Genomic DNA, 14028 nt, shown 5'->3' with positions numbered 1-14028 from the left:
GTCGCCGTCGTCTCGATGGGACAGCGGCTATCTCCTGCACTCAGCGAGTCAGTGGTGGTGCGCGACGAAGCCGTCGGGCGCGCGGTCCAGGAACGTCGTCACCGACGACACGAGCCCGTCGGGCCGGACGTGCAGGACGTCGGTGCCGGTCGCGAACTCCGACCCGTCGGGGGCGACCGCGCGCCACCGCAGGCGCAGCCGGTCGTCGAGCAGGTCCGGCGCCGAGCGCGCCTCGAACCGGTGCCCCGCGACGTGCGTGAGCAGCTCGGTCGCGAACGCCAGGACCGCGTCGCACCCCCCGGCACGCGTCACGGGGGCGACGTACTCGACGTCGCGGGAGAACGTGTCGCGCGCGAGCCGGTCGCGACCGGCCGCGTCCGCCGTGTTCCAGAACTCCAGGTAGCGCTCGACCGCCGTCGCGGTCCGCGTCGTCGTCTCGGTCATGGTCCCTCCTCTGCCGGCGCCTGGGCCGCGGCGCCGTGACGGTCCGGCGGGGTGCCGGAGCACCACCGTCTGCCGGGCCACGACACGGTGTCGATGACCTCGGAGGTAGTTGGCCGGCCCTCCGAGGAACGGCAGGGTGGGTCCATGCCTCCCGTGGACGCACCCGCCGGATCGATGCTGCGCGAGTGGCGCGTGCGGCGTCGGCGCTCGCAGCTCGACCTCGCGCTGGGCGCCGACGTCTCGCCACGCCACATCAGCTTCGTGGAGACCGGCCGGGCGCAACCCAGCCGGGACATGATCGACCGCCTGTGCGACGAGCTCGACGTCCCGCTGCGGTCGCGGAACGACGTCTACCTCGCGGCGGGCTACGCCCCGCGGCACCGCGAGACGCCGCTGTCGACCGCGACGCTCGCGGCCGCCCGCCGGGCCGTCGACCTCGTGCTCGCCGGGCACGAGCCGTTCCCCGCGATGGCCGTCGACGGGCGCTGGAACCTGCTGGCCGCCAACGCCGCCGCGAGCACGTTCCTCGACGGCGTGCCCGACCGGCTGCGCGAGCCACCAGTCAATGTGCTGCGCCTGACCCTGCACCCGGACGGCCTCGCCGCGCGGATCGCGAACCTCGCGGAGTGGGGAGCGCACGTCCGACGGCGCGTGCGCCGCCAGCTCGACCGCACGGGCGACCCGGCGCTCGCCGCCCTGCTCGCCGAGGTGGAGGGCTACCTGCCGCCCGAGGGGCACCGGCGCGACGACCGCTCCCCGGCGAGCGACGCCGTCGTGCCGCTGCGCCTCGCGACCCCGGACGGCGAGCTCGCGTTCCTCTACACGATGACGGTGTTCGGCTCCCCGCGGGACGTCACGCTCGACGAGATCGCGATCGAGTCGTTCTTCCCCGCCGACGACGCCACGGCCGCCGCCCTGGGCGTCGTGCGCTGAGCGTTCGGGCTAGCGGCGCGGCTGGTGCGCCGCGACGCCCTGCTCCGCCTGGTCGGCGGTCTCCGCGATCCGGCGCGCGCGGGTCTCGGGACGCTTCGCCTCGACGATCCAGCCGAGGATCGCGCGGCGGACGCCCGGCGTGAACGCGTCGAAGTGCGCGCGGGCGCCCGGCCGCTCGCCGAGCGCCGCGGCGAGGTCGTCGGGGACGACGAGCGCCTCGGCGTCGTCGTGCCGCGTCCACGACCCGTCGGCCTTCGCGGCGTCCACGACGGCGCGTCCGGCGTCGGTCATGCGCCCGTCCGCCTCGATGCGCGCGACGCGCTCCTTGCTCAGGCGGGTCCAGCGGCTGCCGCGCCGGCGGCGCGTGAACCAGAGCGCGTGCCGGTCGGCGTCCACCGTCGCGGCCTGCCCGTCGATCCAGCCGTAGGACAGCGCCTCCTCGATCCAGGGCTCGTACCCGTAGGTCGTGCGGCCGCTCTCGCGCCGCCAGGTGAGGAGCCACACCCCGGGCTCGGGGTCGTCGTGGTGCTCGGCGAGCCACGCCCGCCACTCCTGCGGCGTCTCCGCATGGATCGCCGGCCTGCCCTGGTACTCCTCGGTCACTGCGCCTCCGTCGTCGCTGCGGGGCACCAGCGTGCCCGACGGGTCGGCGAGGCGCCAGGGAGCGGACCGGGGAGAGATGACCCGGGAGGCGTTCCCTCGGCGCCTCCCGGGTCGGTCTGTCAGCCGCAGGACGGGACGGCGACGTCTCGCGCGACCTCCTGGGTCGCGCCGCCGGGGCCGGTCGCCGTGACGGTCACGGGCACGTCCGCCCCCGTCTCCACGCCGCGCACGGCGAAGGACTGGTACGCGTTGGCGCCGGGGGCCACCGCGGCGAAAGACCTCTCCCCCGCGCCGGTGACGAGCGCGACGGCGAGCGCGTCGTCGGACACGTTGCGGGCGCGGACCGCGACGTACGGCGTGCCGGCGAGGCACCGCGCGGACGTCTCGACGTCGACGAGCGGCGCCGTCGGCTCGCCCACGACCTCGCCGTCCACGGTGAGCGTGCCGTCGGCGTTCACGACGACGTCCGCCGCCATCGCGGCCGCGAGGTCGACGCGCTGCCACTCGGCCTCGCCCGCGACGTCGAGCGCGAAACCCGAGTCGAGCGCGGTCGCGGCGAGGACGAGGCGGCGCTGGTCGCCGGTGAGGTCGGGGAACGCCGTACGCAGCAGGTCCTCGGCGCCGGCCGGGACCTGGACCTCGCGGCCCGCCTCACCGACGCGCGGGAACCCGTACGTCAGGCGCTGGTCGTACACCGCGAGCGCCTGGTCGGTGGGGAGGTAGGGCACCTGGTCCTGGGCGCACACGGCGATCTCGTCGCCGCACGCCCGCTCCAGCACGGTCACGAGCTCGGTCCGGGCCTGCTCGAGGAGCACGCGGAACGCGGGGTCGGACCACCGGAGCTGCGCGATGTTCTGCCCGGTCATGCGGCCGCCCATGACGTCGAGCGGGTAGTGGAAGCCGGTCACGAGGCGGTTGTCGCCGTACTCGGACGCGCGCGCGAGGATCTGCGGCGCGAGCTCCGGCAGGAGCGTGGCGAGCACGGTGCCCTGCGCGTAGCCGTGGTTGGTGTGCCCGCTGGGGAACGAGCCGTTGGTGCGCAGGCCCTCGTAGCTGCCGGAGGTCTCGAACGCGTTGACGTGGCCGCCGGCGGACGTGAAGCCGAGCCGGACAAAGGGGCGCTTGTAGTCGTACGCGGCCTTGGCGGGCTCGTGGTTGCCGACCGACTTCTCGACGCGCCCGGACAGCAGGGCCTTCGTCTTGGGGAGACGCCCGTCGGCGAGCGCGTCGCGGTAGATCGGCCCGAGCTCGCTGCCGAGCGCGTCCGCCATGGTCTCGTAGGCCGAGCCGCGCCCGTCGGTCAGCGCGCGCTGCACCTGCGGGTCCCCGGCGACGTAGGCGTTGTTGCGCGCGAGCGAGCCGAGGTCGTTGGCGCTCGTGGGCCGGCCGGGCTCGTTGGGCGAGAGGATCTCGGGGTGTTTCGCGCGCAGGTCCGCGAACCCCCGCAGCATCCAGGTGAACCAGTCCTGCCCGGTCGGGGCCGACGGCGTCGCGTCGGACGCGTAGGTCCGGTCGAGGACGTCCTGCGGGAACGGCATCGACGGGTCGTCGGTGGTGGAGAGCGCGAGGGAGAAGAAGACGTCCGAGCTCGTCTCGTTGCACTGGTGGATCTCGACCGCGATCGTGTTCTCGCCCGGGACGAGCACGTCGGCGGGGACGACGAGCGTCTCGCGCAGCGGCGCGGTCGCGCCGGCCCTGTCCTGGTACTGCAGGTTGCGGGTGATCATCGAGTCGCCCCACCCGGCGACGCGCTCGCCGTTGACGTACACGGTGGCGGAGTCGTCGTAGACGAGCGTGCCGCGCAGGCCGGTGATCGCGTCGAGCGTGGCCGCGTCGAGGGTCACGGTCGTGCGGAAGAAGTACGCGGGCACGACGACCTTGGGCGTCTGGGTGATCCAGTAGTCGAGCAGGGTCGTGATCGTGTTGCCGCCCCCGATGCCGCTCGCGGTCCCGTTGACCGCGCCGAAGCCCGGTCGGCCGGTCTTCCACGCCGCGTCGTCGAACGCCGGGTCCGCCCACGCGGTCCGGTCGGCGGCACCCGCGGCCGGGTCGGTGTTGTCGTCCAGGTAGCGCCAGGTGGTGCCGGCGCCGACCACCTCGGTCGGCGTGAACGCCTCTGCGGCGCGCGCCGCCGGCGCCTGGAGCGCCGCGGCGAGCACGAGCGCGAGCGTCGTGAGCGCCGCCAGCAGGGCGAGCGGCGCGGTGGTCCGGCGGTCGCGGGGTCGCGGGGCCGGGTACGTCGTCGTACCGGTCATGGGTCGTCCCTCTCTCGATGTCGTCGATGGCGCGAGCACGTCCAGCCGCGCCGGTCCGCGGGTGCGGGAGCGCGGGTTGGAGGACGGTGGCGCGGGACCGTGCGGCCCCGCGCCACCGTCGATCAGGAGCAGGCGGCGGCGTCGTACGCGGCCGTGACCTGCTGGGGCTCGCCGTCGGGCGCCGTCACGGTGACCGTGACCTCGCCCGACTCGACGGCGGCGGCGCGCGTGGCGAACGACTGGTAGGCGTTCGCCCCGGGCGCGACCTCGGCGAAGAGCTTCGAGCCGTACGGGGTCGCGAGCTCGATCGCGGCGGGCTGCTCGCCGGTGTTGAGCGCGCGCACCGCGACGAACGCCTTGCCGCCCATGCAGCGGGCCTGCGCCGTGACCTCGACTTGGGGCGCCGGGGCCACCCCGGTCGCGTCGGTCGCGACCGCGAACACGTGGAACCGCGTGTTGCGCGGGAGGGTGAGGCTCGTCAGCACCTTGCCCTCGGGCAGCGTGACGGGCGCCGTGGCGTAGAGCCCGCAGCCGAACCTGTCCGTCCCGGTCCCGTTGCCCCGTGCGCCCGGCTTGGCGACGAGGATGTTGCCCGGCTCGGGCGAGCCCGTGCACCAGTCGCTCAGGGCGACCTGGGTCGTCTGGCTCGTCCCGTCGGCGAACCCGAGGACGAGGTCGCCGCGCTGCGTGCCGTGCGTCGCCGTCCCGACGAGCGAGAGCGTCCGCGCACCGCGCTGCGCCTCGGGCACCTCGAGCACCTGTCCGTTCGCCGCGACGTTGTCGGGCTCGCCGGCGGGTGCGGCGCCGAGCAGGTAGGTCAGGTCGGTGCCCGGGACGGTCAGCTCGAGGCCCTGGACCACGCCGAGGTCGGCGAGCAGGTCGCGCAGGAGGTACGCGCCGGACCCGTCGAGGTTCGCGTTGGCCGCACCGGCGTCGCCGATGCCGACGTTGTCGAACGCGCCCGCGATCCACGACTCCCCGGACACGACGACCGAGATCTCACGCACTGCCTCGGTCCCCGCGGCGTCGTGCACGACGAGCCGCACGGTGTGCACGCCCGGCTCGGCGTCCGCCGCCGCGGCAAGGGTGGCCGTCCCCTCGACCGTGGCCGGCAGGCCGTCGGACTCGGCGGTCCACTCGGCGAGGTCGGTCGTCGCCGTCACGGCGCCGTCGGACGTGACCTCGAGCGTCCCCGTCGAGGTCCCCGCGCCCTGCGCGACGACCTGGACGGCGACGTCGGTCTGCCCGCCCGGCGCGAGGACCGGCTGCCGCGGCGTCGCCCCGACGAACAGGCGCTCGACCGTGCCGTCCGCCGGCACGACGGCGTCCGGCGAGGCCGCGGGGTCGGTCGCCCACGCGGACGGCTCGGTGCCGACGGACACGTCGAGCGTGCCCGCCGCGGTGAGCTCGTCACCCGTGACCCAGGCGCGGTCGAGCGGCTCGCCGCCGAGCGAGACGGACTGCGTGTAGTGCGCGTCGGGCGCGACGCCGTCCGCCGTGAGGTGCAGGGAGTCCCGACCGAAGACCTCGGGGTCGAGCATGATGGTCACGTCGTCGAACAGCGGCGTCGTCAGGCCCCACAGGTCGGTGCCCGGGACGATCGGGTACACACCGATCGACGACAGCACGTGCCACGCGGACATCGTGCCGAGGTCGTCGTTGCCCGTGACGCCGTCGGGGCCGTCGGTGAACAGCGTCGCCGCGGCGCGCACGACGTCCGTCGTCTTCCACGGCTGACCGGTCCACAGGTACACGTACGGCGCGTGGAGGTTCGGCTCGTTGTTCGGGTTGTAGGTCTCCCAGCCGTAGTAGTCGTACGTGCCGTTGACCCACACCTCGCTCGCGACGCGCGCGGGGTCGGCGACGAGCTCGTCGTACGCGAAGAAGGCGTCGAGACGGTCGACCGCGGCGTCGGTGCCGCCCATGAGGTCGAACAGGCCGGGGACGTCCTGCTGCGCGAGCCACTGGTACTGCACGGCCGTGCCCTCGTGGAACCCGTCCGAGTGCGCGGGGTCCGCATCACCCACGAAGAACCCGTCGGCGCTGCGCGCCCGGAAGTTGCCCGTGCGCGGGTCGAACACGTTGCGGTAGCTCTGGCCGCGGGCCGCGTAGCGGTCGGCGTCCTCGTCGTGGCCGAGGCCGCGCGCCATCGTCGAGAGCATGGCGTCGGCGAGGGCGTACTCCATGGTCGCCGAGGCGCCGTGCTGGAGGTCGTAGTCGCCCGGCTCGCCCGAGCGCGCGGGCTCGTGCGGGACGAACCCGTCGCGCAGGTACTCGACGTTCGCCGCGCGCCCGTTGAAGGGCGAGTCCGCAGGCGGGACGCCGTCGGCGTTCTCCTTCAGGACCGCGTACGCCTCCTCCTCGTGGCCCGTGAGCAGCCCCTGCCGCCACGCGCTGACGAGGAACGGCGTCGCCGGGTCGCCGGTCATGATGTTCGTCTCGACCGTGCCGTAGCCCCAGCGCGGGAGCCAGCCGCCCTGCTGGCCCTGGCGCACGAGCGAGAGCGCCATGTCGGCCGACTCGTCGGGCGCGAGCAGGTACAGGAGCTGCTGCTGCGTGCGGTACGTGTCCCAGAGCGAGTAGTTCTGGTAGTAGGTGAAGCCCGGCTCGGCGGCGTGGACCTCCTGGTCCCAGCCGCGGTAGCGCCCGTCGACGTCGGAGCCGACGTTCGGCGCGAGGAAGCTGCGGTAGAGCGACGAGTAGAACGTGCGCAGGTCGTCCTCCGCGCCCTGCGCGACCTGCACGAGGCCGAGACGCTCCTCCCAGGCCGTGCGCGCGGCGTCGTGCACGGCGTCGAACGTCCCCGCCTCCGCAGCGAGGTTCGCCGCGGCGCCGTCGGCGCCCACGTAGCTCATCGCGGTGACGGCCTCGACGTCGAGGTCGCCGCCGGTCGTGTCGAACGTGACGTACGCGCCGCGCCGACCCTCGCCGCCCGACGCGGCGTCCGAGCCCGCGGTGACGGTCGCGCCGTCCCACGTGCCGTGCGCGACGAAGGGACGGTCGAAGGTCGTGCGGGTCCAGATCGTCTGCGGCTCGGTGTCCTGGCAGAAGCCGCGCACGGTGATGCGGGTCTCGACCGTGCGGTCGTCGACGACGCGCACGTCGGACTCCGTCACGCGGTTGAGCGCCTGGCCGGCGTTGAGCAGGACGTTCGCCTGCGTCGTCGCCGGGAACGTGTAGCGCTGGACGCCCGTGCGCGCGGTCGCGGTGAGCTCGGCCTCGATCGTTCCGGCTGCCGCCTGGAGACCCACGCGGTAGTACCCCGGCGAGGCCTCCTCGTCGTCGTGCGAGAAGCCGAGCGCGTACTGGCCGTAGTCGGTCGAGGTGATCGCGCCCGTCGTCGGGAGCGTGGGCAGCGGGCCGCCGAGCCCGCAGCCGACGCCCGACAGGTGCACGAGCGAGAAGCCGCGGACCGACGTGCGGTCGTAGTCGTACCCGACGTTGTGACCGTTGTCCGGCGACAGCTGCACCATGCCGAACGGGACGGCGGCGCCCGGGTACGTGTTGCCGTCGTCCTTGGTCCCGATGAACGGGTTGACGTAGTCGACCAGCGGGCCGTCGACGACGGCAGCGGCGGCATCGGACCCCGTCGCTGCCTCCGTCCCGGCGGTGGGCGTGGACGACGTCGCGAACCCGGGCGCCGCGTACGCGGTTAGCGGGAGCGCGAGGCTCGCCGCGGTGGCCAGGGCGATGGCGGCGCCCGCGCGACGTCGACGCCCGCCGGGACGCGGCGGGCGCGAGCGTGACGGTCCGGTACGTGCCGGGAATGGATCGCGATCAGCGTTGATAGCGCTGTCTGCCCGCATGTGGTGCTCCCCTTGGTCCCACGGCGGCGTGGGGTCGGCGGTCATCGATGACTCGGAGACGGGACCCGGCCTCGACGCCGGTCCCGCGGCATACCCTCGCACACGTTGACAGCGCTATCAACCCCCGGCGCCCCGATCTCCCCAGCTGCCGAACCCGGGGTTGTCCCCCAGTTCGGCGGCGAACCGGGGAACAACCCCGGGTTCGGCAGCGCCAGATCCGCACCGACCCCGCGGCCGGCGCGACGGGTCCGGTCGACGTCCCCGGCGCTCCACACCTGACAGACTCGTGCCGTGACCACCACGACCGGCCGCACCCCGGCTCTCCTCGCGCACGTGCCCGCACCGACGGGCAAGGCCCCCGACCCGGACGCGCTCTACGAGGGGTTCACCACCTGGGCGACGGAGCAGGGCCTCGAGCTCTACCCGCACCAGAGCGAGGCGCTCATCGAGCTGGTCACCGGATCGCACGTCATCCTGTCGACGCCCACCGGCTCGGGGAAGTCGCTCGTCGCGATGGGCGCGCAGTTCGCCGCGCTCGCCGCGCACCGGTCGGGCCGCGGCGGCCGCACGTACTACACGGCGCCGCTCAAGGCTCTGGTCAGCGAGAAGTTCTTCGCTCTCGTCGCGGCGTTCGGGTCCAAGAACGTGGGCATGACCACGGGCGACTCCGCGGTGAACCCCGACGCCCCGATCATCTGCTGCACGGCGGAGATCCTCGCCAACATCGCGCTGCGCCGCGGCGGCGGTGACGGTGTCACCGCCGGACCTGTCGACGACGACGCGATCTCTCAGGTCGTCATGGACGAGTTCCACTTCTACGCCGACCCGCAGCGCGGCTGGGCGTGGCAGGTGCCGCTGCTCGAGCTGCCGAACACCCAGTTCCTGCTCATGTCCGCGACGCTCGGCGACACGACCCGGTTCGTCGAGGAGCTCGAGGAGCGCACCGGCCGGCCCGTCGCCGAGGTGACCACCGCCCAGCGGCCGGTCCCGCTGCACTTCAGCTACGTCGTCGAGCCGCTCACCGAGGTCATCGAGGAGCTCGTCAGCACGCGCCGCGCGCCCGTGTACGTCGTGCACTTCACGCAGAAGGACGCGGTCGAGCGCGCACAGTCGCTGCTGTCGATGAACGTCGCGACGAAGTCGGAGAAGGAGGCGATCGCCGCCGAGCTCGGCGACTTCCGCTTCGGCACCGGGTTCGGCAAGACGCTGAGCAAGTTCCTGCGGCACGGCGTCGGCGTGCACCACGCGGGCATGCTGCCCAAGTACCGGCGCGTCGTCGAGCGCCTCACGCAGGCCGGCCTGCTCAAGGTCGTGTGCGGCACGGACACGCTCGGCGTCGGCATCAACGTGCCGATCCGCACCGTGCTGCTCACGAGCCTCGTGAAGTTCGACGGCGAGCGCATGCGCCACCTCACGGCGCGCGAGTTCCACCAGATCGCGGGGCGCGCGGGTCGCGCCGGGTACGACACCGTGGGCGAGGTGCTCGTCATGGCGCCCGACCACGTCATCGAGAACCGCAAGATGCTCGCCAAGGCGGGCGACGACCCGAAGAAGCTCAAGAAGATCGTCCGCAAGAAGGCGCCGCAGGGCTCGGTGAACTGGACCGACGCGACGTTCGAGCGCCTGCGCGACGCCGAGCCCGAGCCCCTGACGAGCCACTTCACGGTCACGCACGCCATGGTGCTCAACGTCCTCGCGCGCACGGCGCAGCACGGTCGCGGCGGCCAGGCCGACGCGACCGACCCGCGCCGCGACCCCGTCGAGGCGATGCGGCACCTGCTCCTCGCGAACCACGACACCGACACCCAGCGCCGCGAGCACGTGCGCCAGACGTTGCGCATCTACCGCTCGCTGCGCGTCGCGGGGATCGTCGAGCGCGTGCGCGTGCCCGACCCGTCGCGCCCGGAGGGCTACCGCCCGAGCGTGCGGCTCGTCGGTGACCTGCCGCGCGAGTTCGCGCTCAACCAGCCGCTGTCGCCGTTCGCGCTCGCGGCCCTGGACCTGCTCGACGTCGAGGGCGCGACCCACGCGCTCGACGTCGTCTCCGTCATCGAGGCGACGCTCGACGACCCGCGCCAGGTGCTCTACGCGCAGCAGAACGCCGCCAAGGGCGAGGCCGTCGCCGCGATGAAGGCCGAGGGGTACGAGTACGAGGAGCGCATGGCGCTGCTCGAGGAGATCACGTGGCCCAAGCCGCTCGAGGAGCTGCTCGCGCCCGCGTTCGCGATGTACAAGCGGTCCAACCCGTGGGTCGCGGACGCCGAGCTCTCCCCCAAGTCCGTGGTCCGCGACATGGTCGAGCGCGCCATGACGTTCGCGGAGTTCGTGTCCGTCTATGGGCTCGAGCGCACCGAGGGCGTCGTGCTGCGCTACCTCGCGGACGCCTACCGCGCGCTGCGCCAGGTCGTCCCCGAGGAGCACCGCACCGAGGAGGTGCAGGAGATCGTCGAGTGGCTCGGGGAGCTCGTGCGCGGCGTCGACTCGTCGCTCCTCGACGAGTGGGAGCGCCTCGCGCACCCCGTCGACGACGACGCGGACAGCGAGGTCGGCGACGGTCCGCTCTCGGGCGCGGGCGCCGAGGCGCCGACCCGGCCGGTCACGGGCAACCCGCGCTCCTTCCGCCGCCTCGTGCGCAACGCGCTGTTCCGCCGCGTCGAGCTCGCGTCCCGCGAGGACTACCGCGCGCTCGGCGCGCTCGACGGCGGCGCGGGCTGGGACGCGGACGCGTGGGGCGACGCGCTCGACCCGCTGTTCGACGACCAGGGCGACGACGCGATCGGCATCGGCCACGGGGCCCGTGCCGCGGCGCTTTTCCAGGTCGTCGAGGCCGGCGCGGAGGTCCCGGCAGGCCACGAGGGCCCGACGGCGGAGCACGCCCCGGGTGGGGTGGTCCCCGCGGGCACGTGGCTCGTGCGGCAGGTGCTCGACGACCCGGCGGGCGACCACGACTGGGCGATCACGGCCAGCGTCGACCTCGCGGCGAGCGACGAGGCGGGCGAGCCGGTCGTGACCGTGCTGGCCGTCGGGCCGCTGTAGGCCGGCGCCGCGACGGGCGCATCACCGCCGGGCGCCCTGGGTCGGGCGGCCCGGGTCGGGGGCGCCGCCGCGCCCCGGCCGCTCAGTCGACCGGCAGCAGCCCGCGCTCGGCGAAGACCTGCTTCGCCACGGCCGTCGCGTTGAGCGCCCGCGGGAACCCGCAGTAGACGGCCGACTGGAGGAGCGCCTCGACGATCTCGGCCGGTGTGAGGCCGACGTCGAGCGCGGTGCGGACGTGGATCTCGAGCTGGGGCTCGCACCCGCCGAGGGCGCTGAGCATCCCGAGCGTGACGAGCTGCCGGTCGCGCGGCTCCAGGTGGGGGCGCGCGTAGATCTCCCCGTACGCCCAGGCCGAGATCTGGTGCTCGAGCTCGGGCGACACGTCCGCGAGCGCCTCCGCGAGGACGGCGCCCGCCGTCGCGTTGACCGCGCCGAACACTCCTCTCCCGTGCTCGTAGCGCTCCGCGCGCGTGGTCGGTCGGTCGTCCGTGGAGTTCCCCTGCGTCACGCCGAGCAGCGTAAGGGACGGGGCGTGACCTGCGTCGACGGTCTCACTCCCGCCGCGCGGGCGGCGTGGTCACGAACCGTCGCGCCGCCGGTCGAACCGCTCCGGCAGGTGGGTGAAGCCCGCGGAGACGTACGTGGCGACGCCCCCGACGTTGGACGCCGGCGTCGCGACGAGCGCGCTCGACGAGCCCAGCTCGCGGAGCGCCGCCAGGCCGGCGAGGGTGACCGCCCGGCCGAGACCCCGGCCGCGGTGGTCGGCGTGCACCCCCATGGGCTCGATCAGCCCGGGTCGTCCCGGGCCGGCCGACCACACGCCGATCACGGCCACGGCGGTCGCCCCGCCGACGTCGACCGCCTCGCCGTCGACCGCCTCGCCGTCGACCGCCTCGCCGTCAGCCGCCTCGCCGTCGGGCGGGCCGGCGACGGGCGGGCCGTCGTGCACGACGAGGCAGCGTGCGTCGACGTACGGGAGCCCGGACGCGAGCGCGTGCCAGCGCTCCGGCACGGCCCGCGTCCCGCCGAACGACGAGCGGAGCGTCTCGGCCCACGCGGCGGCCTCCGGCGGCCCGACCTCGCGCACCCGGACCCCGGGTTCCTCGACCGGGGCCGCCAGGTCGCGGCGCAGGAGCGCCCACCGCTCGTCGACGCGCCAGCCCGCCGCGGCCAGGCGCTCGTCCACGAGGGCTCCCACCGGCGCCTCGACCGACGCCCCGCTTTCTCCCAGCACGCCGCGCTCGGGCCGGGTGGCGTCGTCGGCGAGCCGGTGCGCGAGCTCGTCGTCGCGCAGCAGGTCGGGCGCGATCGCGAGCCGGAGCAGGTCCGGGCCGTCGAGCAGCCCCACGGCGACGACGCGCCCGTCACGGCGCCACGTCCGCAGCGCGGCGGCGGTCGCCCGAGCGCCGAACCGCCAGAACCAGCCCACGTCGCCGGGGTGCAGCTGGAGCGGCGCGGCGTCGTCCTGCCACGCCCGCAGCGCGTCCAGGGCCTCGCGCAGCCCGTCGACCCCCGGGGTCTCCCGCTCGATCACCATGTCCTGATCAGACCTCACCGCGACCTGGGGGCGCACGCTGTGTGCGCCGTCGGCCGCTCGCGCAGGAGCCCGCGCGGCCCCCGGTCGCGCCGCGCCGGTGGGCCCCTACGGTGAAGCCATGAGCGACGCACCGCGCAACGGCCAGCACCCCGGCGAGCCCCACCACCCCGAGAGCACGGGATCTCGGCTCAACCGGCTGCGCGCCGGGGTCCTGGGCGCGAACGACGGCATCGTGTCGACCGCGGGCGTCGTCGTGGGCGTCGCGGCGACGAGCACGTCGATCCCGGTCATCGCGACGGCGGGTGGCGCGGCACTCCTCGCGGGAGCGCTGTCCATGGCTGCGGGCGAGTACGTCTCCGTGAGCACCCAGCGCGACACCGAGAAGGCGCTGCTCGCGACCGAGCGGCGCGAGCTCGCCGAGATGCCGGACGCCGAGCTCGCGGAGCTCACGGGGATCTACGAGGCGAAGGGACTGACGCCGGACCTCGCGCGCCAGGTCGCGGTCCAGCTCACCGAGCGCGACCCGCTCGCCGCGCACGCCGACGCCGAGCTGCACATCGACCCCGACGAGCTCACGAGCCCGTGGGAGGCCGCGGTCGCGTCCATCGTGTCGTTCACAGTCGGTGGCCTGCTGCCGCTCGCGGCGATCCTCCTCGCACCGCAGGCCGTGCGCATCCCGCTGACGTTCGTCGCCGTCGTGCTCGCGCTCGTGCTCACGGGGTGGGGCTCGGCCCGGCTCGGGAACGCGCCGACCCGGCGCGCGACGGTCCGGACCGTCCTCGGCGGCGCGATCGCGATGGGCGTGACCTACGCCATCGGCTCCCTGCTCGACGTCAACGTGTAGCAGGGCGCTACGGCAGAATCGGCCCGTGGCCAAGAAGTCGAAGTCGTCCGCGCACGCCGGCACGCCCGCGGTCGCGCTCCTCGAGCGCGAGGGCGTCGCCCACACGCTGCACCCGTACGAGCACGACCCGTCGAGCGACCTGTCCTACGGCCTGGAGGCCGCGGCGGCGATCGGGGTCCCGGCGGAGCAGGTGTTCAAGACGCTGCTCGCCGTGGTCGACGGCGGCGCGCTGGTCGTGGGGATCGTGCCGGTCGACCGCCAGCTCGACCTCAAGGCCCTCGCCAAGGCGGCGGGCGGCAAGAAGGCGACGATGGCCGAGCCCGCCGCGGCCGAGCGCGCGACGGGCTACGTCGTCGGCGGCATCTCGCCGCTCGGCCAGAAGCAGCGCCACCGCACGTTCCTCGACGACACCGCGCTCGTGTTCGACGCCGTCTACGTCTCGGGCGGGCGCCGCGGCCTCGACGTCGGCCTCGCGCCGGGAGACCTCCTGCGGCTCACGGACGGCACCGCTGCCCCCCTCGCGAGATAGAGGCCTGGTCGGCCGAGGTAGAGGCCTGGCCATGACCAGGC

10 protein-coding genes are annotated in these 14028 nt (G+C 74.5%); 4 read left to right on the top strand and 6 right to left on the bottom strand.

The features are described 5' to 3' along the window. Window positions 1-48: 48 nt before the first annotated feature. Window positions 49-444: a nuclear transport factor 2 family protein gene (locus A0J59_RS19885; RefSeq protein WP_047232545.1), complete on the bottom strand. Its 396-nt coding sequence runs from the start codon at window positions 442-444 to the stop codon at window positions 49-51. Between the two features lie 144 nt (window positions 445-588). Here A0J59_RS19885 and A0J59_RS19880 point away from each other — a divergent pair, with 144 nt between their 5' ends. After that, entirely contained in the window at window positions 589-1377 is a 789-nt protein-coding gene (locus A0J59_RS19880) for a helix-turn-helix domain-containing protein (protein WP_047232544.1), read from the top strand. Window positions 1378-1386: 9 nt separating this feature from the next. On the opposite strand, the gene A0J59_RS19875 is transcribed toward A0J59_RS19880, so the two are convergent. From A0J59_RS19875 to A0J59_RS19865, 3 genes are all read right to left on the bottom strand, one after another. Then, on the bottom strand, window positions 1387-1980 hold the full coding sequence (locus A0J59_RS19875; RefSeq protein ID WP_172820092.1) for a YdeI family protein: 594 nt from the start codon (window positions 1978-1980) through the stop codon (window positions 1387-1389). 119 nt (window positions 1981-2099) lie between these two features. Beyond that, the gene (locus tag A0J59_RS19870; protein ID WP_052877557.1) at window positions 2100-4235 is read right to left on the bottom strand and encodes a phosphatase PAP2 family protein; all 2136 of its coding nucleotides are present in this window, start codon (window positions 4233-4235) and stop codon (window positions 2100-2102) included. A gap of 122 nt (window positions 4236-4357) precedes the next feature. Then, window positions 4358-8041: a GH92 family glycosyl hydrolase gene (locus A0J59_RS19865; protein ID WP_082919217.1), complete on the bottom strand. Its 3684-nt coding sequence runs from the start codon at window positions 8039-8041 to the stop codon at window positions 4358-4360. 291 nt (window positions 8042-8332) lie between these two features. Between A0J59_RS19865 and A0J59_RS19860 the strand changes: the two genes are divergently transcribed. Then, window positions 8333-11077 (top strand): RNA helicase, encoded by a 2745-nt coding sequence (locus A0J59_RS19860; RefSeq protein WP_064317231.1) that lies wholly within the window; start codon window positions 8333-8335, stop codon window positions 11075-11077. Window positions 11078-11159: 82 nt separating this feature from the next. On the opposite strand, the gene A0J59_RS19855 is transcribed toward A0J59_RS19860, so the two are convergent. Both A0J59_RS19855 and A0J59_RS19850 read right to left on the bottom strand, forming a co-directional pair. Then, on the bottom strand, window positions 11160-11585 hold the full coding sequence (locus A0J59_RS19855; RefSeq protein ID WP_047232542.1) for a carboxymuconolactone decarboxylase family protein: 426 nt from the start codon (window positions 11583-11585) through the stop codon (window positions 11160-11162). 69 nt (window positions 11586-11654) lie between these two features. Next, on the bottom strand, window positions 11655-12614 hold the full coding sequence (locus A0J59_RS19850; RefSeq protein ID WP_064317230.1) for an N-acetyltransferase: 960 nt from the start codon (window positions 12612-12614) through the stop codon (window positions 11655-11657). Between the two features lie 118 nt (window positions 12615-12732). Between A0J59_RS19850 and A0J59_RS19845 the strand changes: the two genes are divergently transcribed. After that, entirely contained in the window at window positions 12733-13458 is a 726-nt protein-coding gene (locus A0J59_RS19845; protein WP_047232540.1) for a VIT family protein, read from the top strand. Between the two features lie 25 nt (window positions 13459-13483). After that, window positions 13484-13987, top strand: coding sequence for a Cys-tRNA(Pro) deacylase (gene ybaK / locus A0J59_RS19840; RefSeq protein ID WP_064317229.1), 504 nt, complete (start codon window positions 13484-13486; stop codon window positions 13985-13987). The last annotated feature ends 41 nt before the right edge of the window (window positions 13988-14028 follow it).

The organism is Cellulosimicrobium sp. I38E (assembly GCF_001647255.1).
GTDB classification, from domain to species: Bacteria; Actinomycetota; Actinomycetes; order Actinomycetales; family Cellulomonadaceae; genus Cellulosimicrobium; species Cellulosimicrobium cellulans_E.
Note: the sequence above shows the minus strand (reverse complement) of the source record. Positions and strands in the feature narration are given on the sequence as shown.

Excerpts from the sequence above, each read along its gene's own strand:
- A0J59_RS19870 (WP_052877557.1), bottom strand. The coding sequence starts at position 4,235 with ATGACCGGTACGACGACGTACCCGGCCCCGCGACCCCGCGACCGCCGG.
- A0J59_RS19885 (WP_047232545.1), bottom strand. The coding sequence starts at position 444 with ATGACCGAGACGACGACGCGGACCGCGACGGCGGTCGAGCGCTACCTG.
- A0J59_RS19865 (WP_082919217.1), bottom strand. The coding sequence starts at position 8,041 with ATGCGGGCAGACAGCGCTATCAACGCTGATCGCGATCCATTCCCGGCA.
- A0J59_RS19880 (WP_047232544.1), top strand. The coding sequence starts at position 589 with ATGCCTCCCGTGGACGCACCCGCCGGATCGATGCTGCGCGAGTGGCGC.
- A0J59_RS19845 (WP_047232540.1), top strand. The coding sequence starts at position 12,733 with ATGAGCGACGCACCGCGCAACGGCCAGCACCCCGGCGAGCCCCACCAC.
- A0J59_RS19850 (WP_064317230.1), bottom strand. The coding sequence starts at position 12,614 with ATGGTGATCGAGCGGGAGACCCCGGGGGTCGACGGGCTGCGCGAGGCC.